Raw genomic sequence first — 19530 nt, 5'->3', positions numbered from 1 at the left:
CTTCGGTCCGGCCGGACCTGAGAGGGTGGGAGAACGTGACGGACACCGTTGGGGAATCGGAAGCCACGAGTCTGCGCCGGACCCGGGAGTTCTCAGAACTGCTGCGCCACCACCACCGCGAGCTGGGCACCACCGACCCACGGGATCTCGACGCGATCGAGATGGTCACCGACCTCACCCGGCTCGAAGCCCGGCTCACCAAGGACTTCGAGAAGCACGTCCACCGGCCGCTCGGCCTGACCTGGGCGGGATTCCGCATCCTCAACGCCCTGTGGGCCTACGACGGGCTCGCCCAGCAGGACATCGGCCGGGTCTCCGGGTCCACCCGCGCCAGCATCTCCAGCGCGCTGACGACCCTGGAGAACCGCGGTCTCGTCACCCGTCGGCGCGACGAGACCGACCGCCGCCAGCTGATCGTCGAGCTCACCGAGGAGGGCCGCGAGACGCTGCGGAAGGCCATCGAAGCCCAGACCCTCCGGGAGCGGGCGTGGACCGCGGTGCTGCGCGACGACCAGCTCGGTGAGCTGGTTCACCTGCTGCGGACCCTGGTCAATCAGGAGACCCCGGCCGCAGACTGAACGGCCCCGCCCGGTCGCCCGGAGCCCTGGATGGCGTCACCCCCCGAATTCGTAAGAACTTTGACTGTCAGACCTCTACCCAATATCTCTCAAGCGCTTTAACGTTCAGCCACCTTCACCTGACGCCCCCGTCGGTTTCTCAAGGGAGAGAATCATGGTTCGTCGTGTCGTCACCGGTGTCAGCCCGAGCGGCAAGCCCGCGATCGTCAGTGACGGCGAGCCGCCGCGCACCCGTCAGTACACCCACACCCCGGCTTCGCCCGGTCCCTGGTGTGGAACACGGCGGCGCCCGCCGTTCCGTCGGCCGACCCGACGGAGTCCCTGAAGTCGTTCGTCCCCGCCCCCGGCGAGACGATAGCCCTGACCGTCACCTTCCCGCCGGCCAGTGTCTACGCCGACCCGGCCTGGGACCCGGTGGCCGCCGCCGGCGAGCAGCTGGCGGCCACCCCGGGCCTGGCGGAGCTGTTCGAGCCGGACAACCCGGGCATGCACACCACACCCACCGTGGACTACGGCGTCGTCCTGAGCGGCGAGATCGTCCTGGACCTCGACGGCGGCGAGGTCGCCACGCTGGGGCCCGGCGACCTCATCGTGCAGAACGGCACCCGGCACGCCTGGCGCAACAACGGCACCGAGCCCGCCACGCTCTTCTTCGTCCTGATCGGCTCCGGCGGCACCGCGTGAACGCGCTGATGACCGCGGCGCCGGGTGCGCCCGTCGTCGAGCTGGATCTCGCCGAGCTGCGCGACGACCCGTACCCGGCCTACGCGGAGCTGCGCCGCACCGCACCGCTGGCGTGGGTGCCGTCGGTCGGACGGCATCTGCTGACCCGGTACGAGGACATCGTCCACGCGGAGAAGCTGCCGGAGGTGTTCAGCTCCCGCGAGGAGGGCTCGCTGCTGCTGCGCACGGTCGGCCCCAACCTGCTCCGCGAGGACGATCCGGAGCACCGGCGGCTACGGGCCGCGGCCGAACCGCCGACGCGCCCCCGTCAGGTCCGCGACCTGTGGGCCGGGACCTTCGAACGCAACGCGCACGACCTGCTCGACCGGATAGCCGGGCTCGGCGAGGCCGACCTGATCGCCGACTTCGCCGAGCCGCTCGCGGCAGCCAACCTGGCCGTGGTCCTGGGGCTGCGCAACGCGAGCTCCGACGACATCTCCGACTGGTCACGGGCGATGATGGCCGCGAACGGCAACTACGCCGACGACCCGGACATCTGGCTGCGCGCCGAGCGGGCCACCCGGGCCATCGAGGACGCGGTGGCCGAGATGGCCGAGGCCGCCCGGCGCGAGCCCGACGGCTCGGTGATCTCCTCCATGGTCCACGCGGCGGGCCCGGTGTCCCTCACCGAGATCCAGAACAACATCAAGGTCATCATCGGCGGCGGCGTCAACGAACCGCGCGACGTCTTCGGGGTCGGTGCCCAAGCACTGCTGCGCCGCCCGGACGTGCTCGACCGGGTCGTCGCCGATCCGGGGCTGTGGAAGCGGGTCTTCGAGGAGACCGCGCGCTGGATCTCGCCGATCGGCATGTATCCCCGCCAGCTCACCCAGGACTACGAGATCGCGGGCGTCGCCCTCCCCGCCGGAAGCCGCGTGGCCCTGGTCATCGCCTCGGGGAACCGGGACGAGTCGGTCTTCGAACGGGCCGACGAGTTCGACATCGACCGCCCCCACCGCCCGCATCTCGCCTTCGGCGGCGGCCCGCACTTCTGCATGGGCGCGTGGGTCGCGCGCCACGAGGTCAGCGCGCTCGCCTGGCCGCTCGTCTTCAGCCGCCTCAAGGGACTCCGCCTCACCGAGGGCGCGGAGGACCTGTTGGAGGGCTGGGTGTTCCGGGGACTCACCTCGCTGCACGTCGCCTGGCAAGCCTGAGCCCCACCGGGAGGACTTCATGCCCATCGTCATCTTCGAGCTGCCCGACGGCACCCAACGCAAGGTCACCGCCGACTCCGGGACGGCTCTCATGCAGGCGGCCGTGTCCAACGGCGTCGACGGCATCGTCGCGGAGTGCGGCGGAAACGCCTCCTGCGCCACCTGCCACGTCTACGTCGACGAACGGCACAGCGAGCTGGTGGGACCGCCGAACGACATCGAGGACGAGATGCTGGACTTCACCGCCGCCGAACGCCGGCCCACCAGCCGGCTCAGCTGCCAGGTCCAGGTCTCCGACGCGCTCGACGGGCTGGTCGTCCACGTGCCCGAGGAGCAGGTGTGAGCGGCGTGGTGGTGGTCGGCGGCGGGCAGAGCGGCTTCAGTGTCGTCCAGGCCCTGCGCGGTGCGGGGTACGACGGCCCGGTCACCGTGTTCGCGGACGAGGCCCGGCTGCCGTACCAGCGCCCTCCGCTGTCCAAGAAGGCCCACACCGGACCCGAGAGCCTGGGCGTCGACCTGGTGCCCGAGTCGTTCTACCGCGAGCGGGACATCGGTCTCCGGCTCGGTGAGTACGTCGCCGCTGTCGACACGGCCGCCAGCACGGTGACCACCGGTTCGGGCGAGCGGGTGCCGTACGAGCACCTCGTCCTGGCGACCGGCGCGCGCAACCGCCCGTTGCCCGTCCCCGGCGCCGAGCTGGCGGGCGTCCACGCGCTGCGCTCCGCCGACGACGCGCTCGCGATCGGCCGGGCCCTGACGACGGCCCGTGACGTGGTGGTCGTGGGCGGCGGTTTCATCGGACTGGAACTGGCCCAGGTCGCCCGGGCACGGGGAGCGAACGTGACAGTGGTCGAAATGGCCGACCGGCTGCTCAGCCGGGCCGTCTCACCCCAGCTCCAGCGGCACCTGCGGGAGCGGCACGAACACGACGGCATCCGGATCCACACCGGGACGGCCGTCGAGCGGATCGAGGGCACGGACGGGAAGGCCCACCGGGTCCTCACCAGCCGGGGCCCGCTCCCCGCCGATCTCGTGGTCTACGGCATCGGAGCCGCGCCCAGGGACGAACTGGCCCGCGAGGCGGGTCTGACGGTCGACGACGGGGTGATCGTGGACGAGCAGCTGCGCTCGGTCTCCGACCCCCGGGTCTCCGCCGTGGGCGACTGCGCCCGGTATCCGCATCCGCACGCGGACGGGCTGGTCCGGCTGGAGTCCGTACAGAACGCGATCGACCAGGGAACGCTCGTGGGCCGTCGTATCGCCGGGGGCGCCCCGGAACCGTACGGGAGTCTGCCGTGGTTCTGGAGCGACCAGGGTCCGGTAAAGCTCCAGATCGCCGGGTTGCGGGCGAGCACCGACGAGGTGCGGGTGGTGCCCGGCGACACCCCCGATCGGCTGGCCGCGTACGCCTTCCGGGACGAACGGCTGGTGGCCGTGGAGACGCTGAACTGGCCCGCCGAGCACGTGGCGGCCCGTCGGCTGCTCCAGCAGGACCCGCCCGTCTCCCCCGCCGATCTCGCGGGGACCACCCTCGGCGCCCTCGCCCGCGGCCGGCGTACGAAGGAGGTGCGGGCATGACCGCAGACGCCACCGCCACGTGGTTCGGCGCCCATCTCCTGACGAGCGCGGCCGAGGCCGGCTCGCGCACCGCCCTGGTCTTCGCGGACAGGTCCTGGAACTACGCCGAGCTGGACCTGGCCGTACGGCGCACGGCCACCCGTCTCGACACGTTCGGGGTACGCAGGGGCGACCGCGTCCTGATGCAGGGGTCGGCCCGGCCCGAGGCGCTGATCACGCTCTTCGCCGTGACACGGATCGGCGCGGTCCTCGTACCGGTCCATCCCCAGGTGACCGGCGGCGAACTGGCGGTGTTCCACGAGGAGACCACGCCGCGTGCGACGGTCGGTGACGAGCACTTCCTCGACGCGGGGCCGGCCCGAGACGACGGTATGTGCTTCCGGCTGACGTGGGACGAACTGCACCCCGGAGGGGAAGCGGCCACGCCGGCCGCCGATCCCGAGCCGCCCAGCGGGTCCGACGTCGCGGTCATCGCGTTCACGTCCGGGACCTCCGGCCGTCCCAAGGGGGTCGCGCTCACCCACGACAACCTGTACTGGAGCATGGTCAACGGACTGTCCCTGCTGCCCGTCGGCGAGGACGACATCGCCCTCGTCTCCACCCCGCTGGCCCATGTGGCCGTGCTGGGCGGGCTGCCGCAGTACACCTGGGCGCGGCGCGGAACAGTGGTGCTGGCACCGAGGTTCCAGCCGGACCTGTTCACCGACCTGGTCCGCGACCACCGGGTGACCTGCGCGTTCGCGGTACCGGCGATGGCCGCGCTGCTGGCCGGGCACCCCCGGTTCACGAGCGGTGACCTGGACACCCTGCGGTGGATCCTGTCCGGCGGGGCGCCCGCCCAGTCGGGCACCCGGGCCCGGCTTCACGAGCGCGGTATCGGGGTCGCCGACTCCTACGGGCTGACGGAGACCTGTGCCGGGGTGACGTACTCGCCACTCGGCACGACCGCCGCCGTCGCGGGGCGGGCCGTGCCCCATGTCGACCTGATGGTCGCGGACGGGGCGGGGATACCCGCACCGACCTGTGCCGCCGGCGAGATCTGGGTGCGCGGGCCGTCGGTCGCCGCGCACTACTGGACGGCGACCGGGCTGCGGCCCGCCACCGACAGCCAGGGCTGGTTCCACAGCGGCGACCGGGGACGGGTCGACGCGGCGGGACGGCTGGAGGTCGTGGGCCGGGTCAAGGACACGATCATCACCGGCGGTGAGAACGTCGACCCCGCCGAGGTCGAGAACGCGCTGGCCGACCTTCCGGGCGTCGTCGAGGTCGCGGTGTCCGGGGCGCCGGACGAGGTGTGGGGCGAGGTGGTGACCGCGTTCCTCGTCTCCGACTCCGGCGAGCCCATCACGCTCGACGCCGTCCGTACCCACCTCCACGGACGGCTGGCCCGCCACAAGTGGCCCCGCCGCCTGTGCGTCGTCCCCGCACTCCCCCGCGGGGCGACCGGAAAACTCCAGCGACAGCGCCTGACGACGCTGTTGGACGACTGAGATCACACCCGCCGTACGGGCGACGACGCCCGGCGCGACCGGGCGGCCGGTCACTCCGCACGAAGACCGCTGCGATGCCGGACCGGCCCGACAGTGCCGTACGAAGGTCGGCAGCGCCGTCCCGGAGCCGTACCTCCCGCCCCACCCAGAGAGCCCCACGCAGATCCCTCGCCCCCACACCTACATCCCCGACCTACGAGATGGGGGCCGGCTCCACCGGCGACATCTCCACACCACGAAGGAGTGGCCATGAGTGCGACCATGCGAGCCGCGCGGATGCACGCCGTCGGCGAGCCGATGCGGATCGAGGAACTGCCCGTACCCGAGCCCGGCCCCGGTGATGTCCGGGTGGCCGTGCACGCCTGCAACATCGTTCCGAACCTCGCCAACATCCTGAACATGTGGACGACCTGGTTCCCGCACAGCCCCCTGCCGACCCTGCCGGCGATCTTCGGCCTCGACCCGGCGGGCGTGGTCGAGGCGGTCGGTGCGGGCGTCCAGGCCTTCAAGCCCGGCGACCGGGTCTACGTCAACCCGGGCCGCTCGTGCGGCTCCTGCCGCTCCTGCCGCGGCGGCGACTCCATCAACTGCGCCAGCTACGCCTTCGCCGGCTACTTCGGCTTCTCCGCTACCGCCGTCGACCTGCTCGACCGCTACCAGGGCGGCCTCGCCGAGTACATGGTGGCCCCGGCGTACAGCCTGGTGAAACTGCCGGACTCACTCTCCTTCGAGGCCGCCGCCCGGTTCGGCTACATCGGCACCATGTACTCGGCACTGCGCAAGGCCGACGCCGGCCCGGGCAAGACCATCCTCATCAACGGCATCAGCGGCACCCTGGGCATCGCCGCCGCGCTCCTCGCACCCGCCATGGGCCTCACCCACGTGTACGGCACCGGCCGGGACAAGGCTCTCCTCGACCAGGTGAGCAAGCTCGCCGGCGGTCGGCTGCACCTGCACTCCCTCGATGACGGCCCGCTCGACGAGTGGATCCACGAGGAGACCGGCGGATACGGTGTCGACATCTACATCGACGCCCTCGGCCCCGGCGCCCCGCACGAGACCTTCCGGGCGGGCATGCGGGCCATGGCACGCGGCGGTATCGCCGTCAACATCGGCGCCGTCGCCGGAGACCTGCCGATCGACATCCACCGGATGATGGACCAGCAGCTCCGGCTGATCGGCTCGGCGTGGTTCACCTCCGCCGAGGGCCAGACCATGGCCGACATGGCGGGGGCGGGTCTGCTGGACCTGAGCCCGCTGGAGCACCACGTGTATCCGCTGGAACAGGTCAACGACGCCATCGGCGGGATCGCCGTGCGCAACGGCGGCTTCAGCAACTTCGTCATCAGCCCGACCGCCGCTTCGTGAGCGGCCTGCGGGCCTGACGGCCGCCCTGGAGCAAGGGGCCGCCGGTCGACTTCCCTTCCGGCGGTCCTCTCCTTTCCGACTCCCCTTCCCCGCTGCTGACTTCTGGAGCACTCGTGCACACGCAGAACCCCGGCCGCCCGGCCGATCCCCTGGACCTGGTGGAACTGGACAGCCTCCTGACCCCCGACGAGCGCGCCGTCCGCGACGCCGTGCGCACCTTCTGTGACCGGCGCGTGGAGCCGCACATCGCCAAGTGGTTCGAGCGAGGCGCCATCGAGGACATCCACGGCCTCACCAAGGAACTCGGCGGACTCGGCCTGCTGGGCATGCACTTGGAGGGCTACGGCTGCGCCGGCATGAGCGCCGTCGACTACGGCCTGGCCTGCCTCGAACTGGAGGCCACCGACTCCGGACTGCGCTCCCTGGTCTCGGTCCAGGGCTCCCTCGCCATGTACGCGATCCACGCCTTCGGCTCCGAGGAGCACAAGAAGGCGTGGCTGCCCCAGCTCGCCGCCGGCACCGCCATCGGCTGCTTCGGGCTGACCGAGCCCGACTCCGGTTCCGACCCGGGCAGCATGCGCACCAACGCCCGCCGTGACGGCGGCGACTGGGTCCTCGACGGCCGCAAGATGTGGATCACCAACGGCTCGGTCGCCGACGTGGCCGTGGTCTGGGCCCGCACCGACGACGGCATCCGCGGCTTCGTCGTCCCCACCGACACCCCCGGCTTCTCGGCGCCCGCCATCAAGCACAAGATGTCCCTGCGAGCCTCGGTGACCAGCGAACTCGTCCTGGACTCCGTACGCCTGCCCGACAGCGCGGCGCTGCCGGAGGTGCGAGGCCTCAAGGGCCCGCTGTCCTGCCTCAACGAGGCCCGGTACGGCATTGCCTGGGGTGCCATGGGCGCCGCCCGCTCGTCCTTCCGGGCCGCCCTCGCCTACGCCGGCGACCGGGTGCAGTTCGGCCGCCCCATCAGCGGCTTCCAGCTGACCCAGGCCAAGCTGACCGACATGGCCATCGAACTGGCCAAGGGCACGCTGCTCGCCTTCCATCTCGGGCGTGTGAAGGACGACCGGGGACTGCGCCCCGAGCAGGTCAGCTACGGCAAGCTCAACAACACCCGCAGCGCGCTGGAGATCTGCCGCACCGCCCGCACCATCATGGGCGCCAACGGCATCTCGCTGGAGTACCCGGTCATCCGGCACGCCAACAACCTCGAGTCGATCCTCACCTACGAGGGCACCGTCGAGATGCACACCCTCATGATCGGCCAGGCCCTGACCGGGCAGGCGGCCTTCCGGTGACCGCTCGGACCGCGGACATCAGCAGGGTCGGCGTCGTCGGCTGCGGTCTGATGGGCGCGGGTATCGCCGAGGTCTGCTCCCGGGCCGGGCTGGACGTCGTGGTCCACGAGGTGAGTCCGGGTTCGGCCGCGGCCGGCCGGGCCCGGATCACCACCTCCCTCGACCGGGGCGTACGACGCGGGAAGCTCACCGGCGAGGAGCGCGACGCCGCCCTCGGACGGCTCCGGGTCACCGCCGACCTGGCCGAACTGGCCGACCGGGACCTGGTGGTGGAGGCGGCGACGGAGGACGAGGCGGTGAAACTCCGCCTGTTCGCGGCCCTCGACCGGGTCGTCGTACGCGAGGACGCACTGCTCGCGTCGAACACCTCCTCGCTGCCCGTGATGAAGCTGGGCATGGCCACCGCACGACCGCACCAGGTGATCGGGGTGCACTTCTTCAACCCGGTCCCCGTCCTCGACCTGGTGGAGATCGTGCCCTCCTTGCTGACAGGTCCTGGGGCCCAGTCCCGGGCGGCGGAGTTCGTCACCGGCACGCTCGGCAAGCAGGTGATCCGCTCCCAGGACCGGGCGGGCTTCGTGGTGAACGCCCTGCTGGTGCCCTACCTCCTGTCCGCCATCCGGATGCTGGAGTCCGGCTTCGCCTCGGCGGAGGACATCGACAACGGCATGGTCCTCGGCTGCGCCCACCCCCTCGGGCCACTGAGGCTCGCCGACCTGATCGGCCTTGACACCCTCGCGGCGATCGCCCACGCGATGTACGCGGACTTCAAGGAACCCCTGCATGCCGCGCCGCCGCTGCTGCTGCGCATGGTCGAAGCAGGACTGCTCGGACGGAAGTCCGGGCGCGGCTTCCACGACTACTCCGAGAAGGGCAACTGACACCATGGCGCAGGAAGTACGCGGCGTGATCGCACCGGGCCAGGACGAGCCGGTCCGGGTGGAGACGATCGTCGTGCCGGACCCCGGCCCCGGGGAAGCCGTCGTACAGGTGCAGGCCTGCGGGGTCTGTCACACCGACCTGCACTACAAGCAGGGCGGCATCAACGACGAGTTCCCCTTCCTCCTCGGGCACGAGGCCGCCGGCGTGGTGGAGTCGGTCGGCGCGGGCGTCACCGACGTGGCACCCGGCGACTTCGTGATCCTGAACTGGCGTGCGGTGTGCGGTCAGTGCCGGGCCTGTCTGCGCGGACGGCCGCAGTACTGCTTCAACACCCACAACGCCAAGCAGAAGATGACCTTGCTGGACGGCACCGAGCTGTCCCCGGCCCTGGGCATCGGCGCCTTCGCCGAGAAGACGCTGGTCGCGGCCGGGCAGTGCACCAAGGTCGACCCGAGCGTCGCACCGCAGGTGGCCGGGCTGCTCGGGTGCGGTGTGATGGCGGGCATCGGCGCGGCGATCAACACCGGCGGCGTCGGCCGCGGGGACAGCGTGGCCGTCATCGGCTGCGGTGGCGTGGGCGACGCGGCGATCGCCGGGGCGAACCTGGCGGGCGCGGCGAAGATCATCGCCGTGGACATCGACGACCGGAAGCTGGAGACCGCCCGGTCCATGGGCGCCACCCACACGGTCAACTCCAAGGACTCCGACCCGGTCGAGGCGATCCAGGAACTGACCGGCGGCTTCGGCGCCGACGTCGTCATCGAGGCGGTCGGCCGCCCGGAGACGTACCAGCAGGCCTTCTACGCCCGCGACCTCGCCGGGACCGTGGTCCTGGTCGGCGTGCCCACCCCCGAGATGAAGCTCGAACTCCCGCTCCTCGACGTCTTCGGCCGTGGCGGCTCGCTGAAGTCCTCCTGGTACGGCGACTGCCTGCCGTCCCGTGACTTCCCGATGCTGATCGATCTGCATCTGCAGGGCCGTCTTCCGCTGGACAAGTTCGTGACCGAGACGATCGAACTGACCGATGTGGAGAAGGCCTTCGAGCGGATGCACCACGGTGACGTCCTGCGCTCGGTGGTGGTGTTCTGATGACCGCTCGTATCGAACGTCTTGTCACTTCCGGTCAGTTCAGCCTCGACGGCGGGACCTGGGACGTCGACAACAACGTGTGGATCGTCGGCGACGACCACGAGGCGATCGTCATCGACGCCGCCCATGACGCCGACGCCATCCTCGAGGCCGTGGGCGACCGCCGCCTGAAGGCCATCGTGTGCACACACGCTCACAACGATCACATCGACGCCGCGCCGGCCCTGGCCGACCGCACCGGCGCCACCATCTGGCTGCACCCCGACGACCTGCCGCTGTGGAAGCAGACCCACCCCGACCGCGACCCCGACGCCCATCTCGTCGACGGCCAGGTCATCGAGGCGGCCGGCGCCGACCTCACGGTGATCCACACCCCGGGCCACGCACCGGGCGCGGTCTGCCTGCACGATCCCGGGCTCGGCGCGGTGTTCACCGGCGACACCCTCTTCCAGGGCGGCCCGGGCGCCACCGGCCGCTCCTTCTCCCACTTCCCGACGATCATCGACTCCATCCGCGACCGCCTGCTCACGCTCCCGCCCGACACCAAGGTCCTCACCGGCCACGGCGACCCGACCACCATCAGCGCCGAAGCCCCGCACCTCGGTGCCTGGATCGAGCGGGGCCACTGACCATGCGCGCGTCCGACGAATTCGACGCGGATGTGGTGATCGTGGGCCTGGGGCCCGTCGGTGCCACGGCGGCGAACCTGGCTCATGACCTCGGTCTGCGGGCGGTGGTCCTCGAGCGGGCCACCGAGGTCGAACCCCTCCCCCGTGCCATCGGCTTCGACCAGGAAGCCATGCGCGTGTTCGCCGGATTCGGCCTCGCCGACACGCTCGCGGACCATGTCATGCCCTACCGGCCCTCCGAGTACCACAACAGCGGTGGTCAGGTCATCAAGCGCATCCACACGGCGCCGCCGCCCCACCTGCTGGGTTGGGCACCCAACTACGTCTTCCTGCAGCCGCAGTTGGAAGGCGCGCTGCGCGAGCGAGTCGCACGAGCGCCCGGCATCGACGTACGCCTCGGCACAGAGGTGACGGACGTACGCCTCGACGACGACGGCGCCACGGTCGAGACGGTCGACGCCACCCGGGGCCGACGTACGCTGCGGGCCCGCTATGTGCTGGCCTGTGACGGCGGCGGCAGTCCGCTGCGCAAGCGTACGGGCATGCGCATGGAGGACCTGGGGTTCGATCAGCCGTGGCTGGTGGTGGACGTACGGCTCCGCCCGGGTGCGGGAGGCGAACTGCCCACGACGAACGTCCAGTTCTGCGAGACGGCACGACCGAGCACGTTCATCGTGGGGCCGGGCGACCACCGCCGGTGGGAATTCATGATCAACCCTGGCGAGCGCCCTGAGGACGTGTCCGACCCGGCCTTCATCCGCGCCCTTCTCTCCCGCTGGCTGCCGCCCGAGGACTACGACCTCTGGCGCGCGGCCACCTATCGATTCCACGCCCTCGTCCTGAAGCGATGGCGTGTGGGGCGGCTGCTGTTCCTGGGCGACTCGGCGCACATGACGCCGCCGTTCCTCGCCCAGGGCATGTGCCAGGGCATACGTGACGCCTCGAACCTGATGTGGAAGCTGGCCCTGCACATCCGGCACGGCGCCGCCGGGTCCCTGCTGGACACGTACCAGCAGGAACGCGAGCCGCATGTGCGTCAGGTGACGCTCACCGCGAAGGAGTTCGGGCGGCTCATCTGCGAGCGTGACGAAGCCACCGCCGCCGATCGCGACAAGGACCTGCTGGCGGAGCTGGCGGCCAGGCCGGAGGGAACCGTCCGCCAGTCCCTCATTCCCGGACTCCTGGCGGGCTTCCTCGCGACCGAGGAGTTCCCGGCTCGGGGTGACATACTGCCGCAGCCGCGAGTGACCGACGGCCAGGCCCGCAGAGGACTGCTGGACGAGTTCACCGGCAGTGCCTTTCGGCTGGTCGTGCGATGCGGCGCAGATGTCTCACAGGTCGAGCCCGCTCTGCGCACGCACCGCAGAAAGGGCGGATTCCCCGTTCGCCTCGTACACCTGGTGAACGAAGCAGAGACGGGTGGGACCGACGGGTTCCAGGAGGAACAGCCCGTCCTGGACCCGTGGATGCGTCAGCGGTCCTGCGAAGCGGTTCTCGCCCGCCCCGACCACTACGTGTTCGGCGGTGTCCGTTCCGTGTCCGACCTGGCGTCTCTGCTCGCGTCCGCCCGCCGCCGGCTTCGGAAGGCCGGCCCGGAAAATCCGTGACGCCGTTACAGGACCACCACCGACCGCAGGACATCCCCCTTGTGCATCCGCTCGAAAGCACCCTCGACCTGGTCGACGGTGATGGTCTCGGAGACGAACGCGTCGAGATCGAGGCGGCCTTGGAGGTAGAGCTCGATCAGCATCGGGAAGTCGCGGGAGGGCAGGCAGTCGCCGTACCAGGACGACTTCAGCGCGCCGCCGCGGCCGAAGACGTCCAGCAGGGGCAGTTCGAGTTTCATGTCCGGTGTCGGAACACCGACCAGGACAACCGTGCCGGCCAGGTCCCGCGCGTGGAACGCCTGTAGGTAGGTCTCGGGGCGGCCCACCGCGTCGATGACCACGTCCGCGCCGAAGCCGCCCGTCAGCTCGCGTACCGCCGTCACCGCGTCGGATTCCCGGGAGTTGACGACATGCGTCGCGCCGAGCTGTATCGCCGTGGCGAGTTTGCGGTCGTCGATGTCCACTGCGATGATCCGCGCGGCCCCGGCCAGCCGCGCGCCCATGATCGCGGCACCGCCGACTCCGCCGCACCCGATCACGGCCACCCTGTCCCCTCGTCCCACCGCCCCGGTGTTGACGGCCGCGCCCAGACCCGCCATCACCCCGCACCCCAGGAGTCCGGCGGCCGCCGGCGCGGCGGTCGGGTCCACCTTGGTGCACTGTCCGGCCGCGACCAGCGTCTTGTCCGCGAAGGCTCCGATCCCCAGCGCGGGGGTGAGTTCGGTGCCGTCCAGCAGGGTCATCCGCTGTCGGGCGTTGTGGGTGGCGAAGCAGTACCAGGGGCGCCCGCGCCGACAGGCACGGCAACTTCCGCAGACCGCACGCCAGTTGAGGATCACGAAGTCGCCAGGGACCACCTCGCTCACCCCCTCCCCCACCGCTTCGACGATCCCCGCGGCCTCATGTCCGAGCAGGTACGGGAAGTCGTCCCCGATACCGCCTTCCCGGTAGTGCAGATCGGTGTGGCACACCCCGCACGCCCGCACCTGCACCACGGCCTCTCCGGGCCCCGGGTCCGGCACCACGATCGTCTCCAGCCGCACGGGCTCGCCCTTGCCGACCGCGACCACGCCCTGGACCTGCTGTGACATGCTTCCAACCCTTTCGCCGCAATACGAGTGATGCGATGCCGCCGCGAGCACGACGGCCCGTGTTCAGGTGTAGGTGTAGAAGCCCCGGCCCGCCTTCCGTCCGAGGTGTCCCGCCGCGACCATGCGACGCAGCAGCGGCGGCGGGGCGTAGCGGGGCTCGCCGTGCTCCTCGTGCAGCGACCGCGCGATCGCCTCGGCCGTGTCGAGGCCGATCAGGTCCAACAGCCGCAGCGGGCCCATGGGATGGGCACAGCCCAGCTCCATGCCGCGGTCGATGTCCTCGGCGGAGGCGGTGCCGGCCTGCACCATGCGCACGGCCGCGAGGAGATACGGCACGAGCAGGCCGTTGACGACGAAGCCGGCCTGGTCCGGGGCATGGATGGCGGTCTTGCCGAGCTGCCCGACGGCGAAGGCGCGGGTGCGATCGACGGTGTCGGCGCTCGTAGTGAGCGCGGGGACGATCTCCACCAGAGGTTGTACCGGGACTGGATTGAAGAAGTGGAGTCCGATGACGCGGTCCGGGCGGCCGGTGACGCCGGCCAGGTCGGTGAGCGGGATGGACGAGGTGTTGCTGGCGATGATCGCGTCGGCCCCGAGTGCCTTGTCCACGTCGCGCAGGAGGGCGCGCTTGAGACCCGGGTCCTCGGTGGCGGCTTCGATGACGAGTTCGCGGTCGGCGAGGTCACCGAGTTCGGTGGTGAACGTCAGCCGTTCCAGGGCCTGTTCGCGCTCCGAGTCGGTGAGCTTGCCGCGGTCGACTCCGCGCTGGAGCGAGGCCAGCAGTCGTCGTCTGCCGTTGTCGACGGCCGTGGGGCTGATCTCGACGACCAGGACGTCGACGCCCCGTCTGGCCGCCGTCTCCGCGATCCCCGAGCCCATGAGCCCGCAGCCGAGGACGCCCGTACGGGAGACGGTGTTCACGCGGGAGCCTTTCGGTCGGCGGTCTCGGCCGTGCGCGCGAGAGGGGAGCGCAGGCTGAAGCCGGGCGCGGCCACGTCGTCGGGGGTAACCCGGATCCCTGCCGCGAGGAGCCGGCGCGCCGCCATGTGGTCCGGCGCCCGGTTGACGGACTCGACCGCGATGAGCGACCCGGCGCGGAAGCAGAGCACCGAGAAGCCCCGCTCGGGCTCTCCCCGCACGACGGTGTGGTCGTGTCCGGTGGACAGTCCGGCGATCTGGAGTCTGAGGTCTCCCTGATAACTCCAGAACCAGGGCAGCGCGTTGTAGGGGTGGGGTGTGCCGGTGAGTCCGGCGGCCACGCAGCGGGCCTGGTCGGCGGCGTTCTGGACAGACTCCAGCCGGACCCGCCCGGTGCCGCGCGGGTCGGGGAAGGCCGCGCAGTCGCCGATCGCCGAGATCGCGGGGTCCGCCGTTCTGAGGTACTCGTCCACGGTGATGCCGTTCCCGGTGTCCAGTCCGGCGGCCTCGGCGAGTTCGACGTTGGGCACGACTCCGATGCCCGTGACCACGGTGTCGGCGGGGAGGACCTGCCCGTCCGTCAGGCGTACGCCTGTCACCCGTCCGCCGCCGCCGACGAGTTCGGCGGGGGCCCGGCCCAGCAGGAGCCGGGTACCGTCCCGCTGATGACGCTCGGCGAAGTGGGCGGCGACGGGCGCGGACACAGCCCGGCCCATCACCTGGCCGGCGACGTCGAGGACGACCGGGCTGAGCCCGGCGGCGCGGCAGACGGCCGCGAACTCCAGGCCGATGAATCCGGCGCCGATCACCACGACGTCCCGCGCGTCCGGCAGGCGTGACCGGATCTCCCGGGCGTCGGCCAGGGTGCGGAGGTTCAGCACGCCGTCGAGGTCACCGCCGGGCACGGGCAGCGGGCGGGGCCGGGCGCCGGTGGCCAGGACGAGATGGTCGTACGGCAGTGTGGTGCCGTCGTCCAGGGTCAGTCGCCGTCGGTCGCGGTCGAGCCGGACGGCGCGCCGCCCGAGGTGCAGTTCGACGTTCCGGTCCGTGTAGAACCGGGAGCCCCGCAGGGCGAGTTCGTCGGCCGTGACCTTGCCCGCGAGGTACTCCTTGGACAACGGAGGCCGCTGGTAGGGCAGTTGTGGCTCGTCGCCGACGACGGAGACCGGGCCGGTGAAACCGGCCTCACGCAGGGACTCCGTCAGCTGGATGGCGGCCTGGCCGGCGCCGACCACCACGACGCCGGATCCAGGGCTCATGTCTGGGCTCCGGGAACGTGGATGGTCAGCGCGTTCACCTCTGCCGTGAGGCCGAGCTGACAGCTGAGCCGGCTGGTGCCGAGTCGTGGGGCCGCCGTGCAGTCGAGGAGTTCGTCCTCCTCGTCGGTCACGGCCCCGAAGACGTCTCCTTCACCGTCCGCCGTGTACACATGGCAGGTGGCGCACATCAGGTTCCCGCCGCACTCGGCGACGATGCCGGGCACCCCGGCGGCGACGGCACCGCGCATGACGGTGCTTCCGGCCGGAAGGTCGAGCACGGTCTCGGTGCCGTCGGGCTGGACGTAGGTCACCTTGGGCATGGTGGTAATCCTCTTTCCCGGATGGTGCGTCAGGGGCAGATGACGTAGTTGCTGAAGCCGCCACTGCGGTTCTTCAGCACCGCCAGAGCGGTGTTGACGTCGCTGAGCTTGAAGACCTCGTGCTCGAACACCGACAGGTCGACCGTGCCGCTCTCCGCCAGGTCCGCCATCTCCTGTCCCTCGGCGGTGCTGAACCAGGCGGAGCCGCTGAGCCGGGCGTCTATGTCCATGATCTTGTGCAGGTGCACGGGCACGTCCCCGGCGATGGCGCCGATGTTCACGTGGTGGCCACCACGTCCGAGGGCGTCGACACTCGCCAGGAAGGTCTCGTGCGGTGCTCCGGGACCGAGCGCGTCGATCACCACGTCCACGCCGACGCCGTCCGTCAGCGAGCGGGCCCACTCCCCCACCGACACCGCGTCGTCGAGGCTGTGCACCTCGATGCGGTCCGGGGCGATCGCCTTCACCCGGTTCAGCAGGTCGCGGTCGCGGGCGGTGCCGAGGATCTTCCGGGCGCCGAGGGCGAGGGCGAACAGGGCGACGCCGAGCCCGAGGGTGCCGCTGATGCCGTTGATCAGCACGGTGCTGCTCGGGCCGACCTCGGCGCGGCGCAGGGCGCGGTAGCCGGTGCCGAGGTAGCCCCAGCGGGCAGCGGTCTCGTGGGAGACGTTGTCGGGCAGGACGACCAGGCTGTACTGCGGGGCGGTCATGTACTCGGCGAGGCCACCGTAGGGGTAGTCCTCGAAGAGCTGCTGGGAGTAGGGGCTGAAGCCGAAGTAGCCGTTGAAGGCGTAGGCGCGGCAGGCCGTCGTCTCGCCCAGGCGGCACTTCCGGCAGCCGCCGCAGTGGCGGGCCGGATTGACGTACACCCGGTCTCCCGGCTCTATGCCGTGGACCTGCTCGCCCTTCTCCACGACCACACCGGTCGCGTCGAGCCCGAAGATCGCGGGCAGCTGCGGCAGGTAGAGGTGGGGAAACCACTCCTGGAGGTGGTGGAGGACATTGCCGAGGTTGGGCACGATCCCGCAGGCGCGTACCTCCACGAGCACGTCCGTGGGCCGCACCCGGGGGCGCTCGACCTCGTCGATGGTCAGGGGCTGTCCCACGCCGTGCATCCGGGCGGCGCGCATGGTGGTCGACGTCATTGTCGTCTCCGTTCGGTCTGGTGATTCGAAGAGGGTGTTGCCGTGGTCAGGCGAAGGCCCGGAAGCCGGTGACCGCCTGTCCGATCACGAGGGCGTGGACCTCGTCGGTCCCCTCGTAGGTGCGTACCGACTCCAGGTTCGCCATATGGCGCATGACCGGGAAGTCGCTGGTCACGCCGTCGCCGCCGAGGATCGTACGAGCGGTCCTGGCGATCCTCAGGGCCTCGCGCACGTTGTTGAGCTTGCCCACGCTGATCTGCGCGGGAGCGAGCGTCCCGGCGTCCTTGAGGCGGCCGATGTGGGCGGCGAGCAACAGACCCTTCTGGTACTCGACAGCCATGTCGGCCAACTTGCCCTGAGTGAGCTGGAGTTCGGCGAGAGCCTTGCCGAACACCCGCCGCTCCTGGGAGCGTTCGACAGCGACGCGCAGGCATTCACGGGCCGCGCCCATGACGCCCCACACAATGCCGTAGCGGGCCTCGTTCAGGCAGCTGAACGGTCCGCGCAGGCCGAGCGCCGTGGGCAGGACGGCGTCGGCGGGCAGCCGACAGCCGTCGAGCCGGACGTCGCACTGGACGGAGGCCCGCAGGGAGAGCTTGTTGGTGAGGTCGGTGGCCGTGAACCCGGGGGTGTCGGTGGGCACGACGAAGCCGCGTACGCCGTCCTCGGTCTGCGCCCAGACCACGGCGACGTCAGCGACGCTGCCCAGTCCGATCCACCGCTTGGCCCCGTACAGGACCCAGTCTCCGCCCTCCCGCCGGGCCACGGTCACCATGGCCTTGGGGTCGCTGCCGCCGTCCGGTTCGGTCAGGGCGAAGCAGCCGACGGCCCGGCCCGCGGCCAGCTCCGGCAGCCATCGCTGCTTGTGCTCCTGCGACCCCCACTTGGCGATGGCGGACATGGCGAGGGAACCCTGCACGGAGACGAAGGTGCGCCAGGCGCTGTCGGCCGCCTCCAGTTCCAGACAGGCGAGCCCGTACGACACCGCGCCCGCGCCCGCGCAGCCGTACCCCTCCAGATGCATACCGAGGACGCCCAGCCGGCCCAGATCAGCGACGAGTTCGCGGCGGAAATGCCGGTCCTCGAAGTCGGCGTCGACGACCGGGGCGATGCGTTCGCGGGCGAAGGCGCGCACTTTGTCGCGCCAGGCGATCTCCTCGCCGCTGAACAGGTGTTCGCAGTCCAGGTCGAGAACCGCGGTGGGGACGTCCGCAGCGGTGGTGCTCACGTGCTGTCTCCTTCTCCGGGGTGGAATATCTCGGGGGTGTGTTCGCCCAGGCCGGGGGGCGGCAGCCGGTATCGGGCGGGTGTGGCCCCCAGTCGGATGGGGTTGGCCACCTGGGGAACACCGTCGAGGTCCACGACGGCCCGCAGTCCCAGCCGCTCGGCGTAGGCGAAGGCGTCGTCGATCCCGTTGACCGGACCGGCCGGTACTCCCGCGGCCGACAGGACGGCCGCCCAGTGGTCCGCCGTCCCGGCACGCAGTTCCTTCTCCAGGACCGCGCGCAGTTCCAGGCGGTGGGCGACCCGGTCCGGGTTGGTGCGGAACCGGGGGTCGTCGGCCAGTTCGGGGCGCCCAAGGAGCGTGGTGAGGGCGGCGAATTGGCGATCGTTGCCGATGGCGAGCGCGAGGGGCCGGTCCGCGGTCTCGAAGGTCTCGTACGGCGCGATGCTCGGGTGGGCGTTGCCGAGCCGCCCCGGCACCACCCCGCCCGCCACGTAGCCCGAGGCCTGGTTGACCAGTGCGGACAGCAGCGAACCGAGCAGGCTGACCTCCACCAACTGGCCCTCACCGGTGCGGTCCCGGTGCCTCAGCGCGGCCAGGATGCCGAGCGAGGCGTGCAGTCCGGTGACGACGTCGACCAGCGCCACCCCCGCTTTCACCGGCGGCCCGCCGGGTTCGCCGGTGACGCTCATCAGTCCGCCGACGGCCTGCACCAGCAGGTCGTAGCCGGGCAGACCGGCGCCCGCGTCGGGGCCGAAGCCGGTGATGGAGCAGTAGACCAGCCGCGGGTGCTCGGTCAGCAGGTCCTCCGCCCCGAGTCCCAGCTTGCGCATGGTCCCGGGGCGGAAGTTCTCCACCACCACGTCGCAGCCGGCCACGAGAGTACGGGCCCGGGCCCGTCCCTCGTCGGTGGCGAGGTCGAGAGCCACCGACCGCTTGTTGCGGTTGACGGCCAGGAAGTACGTCGAGGTGCCCGCGGCGTCGGCGGGCGGCCGCCAGGCGCGGGTCTCGTCGCCGGCGCCGGGCCGCTCCACCTTGACGACCTCCGCGCCCAGGTCGGCGAGGAGCATCGTCGCGTAGGGACCGGCGAGGACGCGGGAGAAGTCCGCGATCCGCACTCCCTGGAGCGAGCCGGGCGGTTCGGCCGTCGTGGCGTGGTGTGCGGACATC

19 protein-coding genes are annotated in these 19530 nt (G+C 71.2%); 12 read left to right on the top strand and 7 right to left on the bottom strand.

Annotated features, from left to right (window positions below; translation table 11 throughout):
- Window positions 1–35 precede the first annotated feature (35 nt).
- From ACQEWB_RS49160 to ACQEWB_RS49105, 12 genes are all read left to right on the top strand, one after another.
- Window positions 36–578, top strand: coding sequence for a MarR family winged helix-turn-helix transcriptional regulator (locus ACQEWB_RS49160; protein ID WP_432843384.1), 543 nt, complete (start codon window positions 36–38; stop codon window positions 576–578).
- Window positions 579–848: 270 nt separating this feature from the next.
- On the top strand, window positions 849–1262 hold the full coding sequence (locus tag ACQEWB_RS49155) for a cupin domain-containing protein (RefSeq protein WP_432843382.1): 414 nt from the start codon (window positions 849–851) through the stop codon (window positions 1260–1262).
- Window positions 1259–2455 (top strand): cytochrome P450, encoded by a 1197-nt coding sequence (locus tag ACQEWB_RS49150; RefSeq protein ID WP_432843380.1) that lies wholly within the window; start codon window positions 1259–1261, stop codon window positions 2453–2455. Before ACQEWB_RS49155 ends, ACQEWB_RS49150 begins: the two co-directional genes overlap by 4 nt.
- A gap of 19 nt (window positions 2456–2474) precedes the next feature.
- On the top strand, window positions 2475–2798 hold the full coding sequence (locus ACQEWB_RS49145) for a 2Fe-2S iron-sulfur cluster-binding protein (RefSeq protein WP_432843378.1): 324 nt from the start codon (window positions 2475–2477) through the stop codon (window positions 2796–2798).
- Complete coding sequence (locus tag ACQEWB_RS49140; protein ID WP_432843376.1) at window positions 2795–4033, top strand: NAD(P)/FAD-dependent oxidoreductase; 1239 nt, start codon at window positions 2795–2797, stop codon at window positions 4031–4033. Before ACQEWB_RS49145 ends, ACQEWB_RS49140 begins: the two co-directional genes overlap by 4 nt.
- Window positions 4030–5523 (top strand): class I adenylate-forming enzyme family protein, encoded by a 1494-nt coding sequence (locus ACQEWB_RS49135; RefSeq protein ID WP_432843374.1) that lies wholly within the window; start codon window positions 4030–4032, stop codon window positions 5521–5523. Before ACQEWB_RS49140 ends, ACQEWB_RS49135 begins: the two co-directional genes overlap by 4 nt.
- A gap of 249 nt (window positions 5524–5772) precedes the next feature.
- Complete coding sequence (locus ACQEWB_RS49130; protein ID WP_432843372.1) at window positions 5773–6891, top strand: alcohol dehydrogenase catalytic domain-containing protein; 1119 nt, start codon at window positions 5773–5775, stop codon at window positions 6889–6891.
- 113 nt (window positions 6892–7004) lie between these two features.
- The gene (locus tag ACQEWB_RS49125) at window positions 7005–8195 is read left to right on the top strand and encodes an acyl-CoA dehydrogenase family protein (protein ID WP_432843370.1); all 1191 of its coding nucleotides are present in this window, start codon (window positions 7005–7007) and stop codon (window positions 8193–8195) included.
- A complete protein-coding gene (locus ACQEWB_RS49120) occupies window positions 8192–9076 on the top strand; it encodes a 3-hydroxybutyryl-CoA dehydrogenase (protein ID WP_432843368.1) in 885 nt (294 codons plus the stop codon). Before ACQEWB_RS49125 ends, ACQEWB_RS49120 begins: the two co-directional genes overlap by 4 nt.
- A gap of 4 nt (window positions 9077–9080) precedes the next feature.
- Window positions 9081–10166 (top strand): S-(hydroxymethyl)mycothiol dehydrogenase, encoded by a 1086-nt coding sequence (locus tag ACQEWB_RS49115; protein ID WP_432843366.1) that lies wholly within the window; start codon window positions 9081–9083, stop codon window positions 10164–10166.
- On the top strand, window positions 10166–10795 hold the full coding sequence (locus ACQEWB_RS49110) for an MBL fold metallo-hydrolase (RefSeq protein ID WP_432843364.1): 630 nt from the start codon (window positions 10166–10168) through the stop codon (window positions 10793–10795). The genes ACQEWB_RS49115 and ACQEWB_RS49110 overlap by 1 nt, the downstream gene beginning before the upstream one ends.
- Window positions 10796–10797: 2 nt before the next feature.
- The gene (locus tag ACQEWB_RS49105) at window positions 10798–12402 is read left to right on the top strand and encodes a bifunctional 3-(3-hydroxy-phenyl)propionate/3-hydroxycinnamic acid hydroxylase (protein ID WP_432843362.1); all 1605 of its coding nucleotides are present in this window, start codon (window positions 10798–10800) and stop codon (window positions 12400–12402) included.
- 5 nt (window positions 12403–12407) lie between these two features.
- Here the strand turns inward: ACQEWB_RS49105 and ACQEWB_RS49100 are convergent, their stop codons facing one another.
- The 7 genes from ACQEWB_RS49100 to ACQEWB_RS49070 form a co-directional block, all read right to left on the bottom strand.
- A complete protein-coding gene (locus ACQEWB_RS49100; protein WP_432843360.1) occupies window positions 12408–13493 on the bottom strand; it encodes an S-(hydroxymethyl)mycothiol dehydrogenase in 1086 nt (361 codons plus the stop codon).
- 63 nt (window positions 13494–13556) lie between these two features.
- The gene (locus tag ACQEWB_RS49095) at window positions 13557–14414 is read right to left on the bottom strand and encodes a 3-hydroxybutyryl-CoA dehydrogenase (RefSeq protein ID WP_432843358.1); all 858 of its coding nucleotides are present in this window, start codon (window positions 14412–14414) and stop codon (window positions 13557–13559) included.
- A complete protein-coding gene (locus ACQEWB_RS49090) occupies window positions 14411–15670 on the bottom strand; it encodes an NAD(P)/FAD-dependent oxidoreductase (RefSeq protein ID WP_432843356.1) in 1260 nt (419 codons plus the stop codon). Before ACQEWB_RS49090 ends, ACQEWB_RS49095 begins: the two co-directional genes overlap by 4 nt.
- Entirely contained in the window at window positions 15667–15990 is a 324-nt protein-coding gene (locus tag ACQEWB_RS49085) for a 2Fe-2S iron-sulfur cluster-binding protein (protein ID WP_432843354.1), read from the bottom strand. Before ACQEWB_RS49085 ends, ACQEWB_RS49090 begins: the two co-directional genes overlap by 4 nt.
- A gap of 29 nt (window positions 15991–16019) precedes the next feature.
- Entirely contained in the window at window positions 16020–17135 is a 1116-nt protein-coding gene (locus ACQEWB_RS49080; protein ID WP_432843352.1) for an alcohol dehydrogenase catalytic domain-containing protein, read from the bottom strand.
- Between the two features lie 46 nt (window positions 17136–17181).
- Window positions 17182–18363 (bottom strand): acyl-CoA dehydrogenase family protein, encoded by a 1182-nt coding sequence (locus tag ACQEWB_RS49075; protein WP_432843350.1) that lies wholly within the window; start codon window positions 18361–18363, stop codon window positions 17182–17184.
- Window positions 18360–19529, bottom strand: a complete 1170-nt coding sequence (locus ACQEWB_RS49070; protein WP_432843348.1) for a CaiB/BaiF CoA transferase family protein — start codon at window positions 19527–19529, stop codon at window positions 18360–18362. The genes ACQEWB_RS49075 and ACQEWB_RS49070 overlap by 4 nt, the downstream gene beginning before the upstream one ends.
- Between the last annotated feature and the right edge of the window lies 1 nt (window position 19530).

The organism is Streptomyces sp. CA-249302 (assembly GCF_050936785.1).
Classification (GTDB): Bacteria; Actinomycetota; Actinomycetes; order Streptomycetales; family Streptomycetaceae; genus Streptomyces.
Note: the sequence above shows the minus strand (reverse complement) of the source record. Positions and strands in the feature narration are given on the sequence as shown.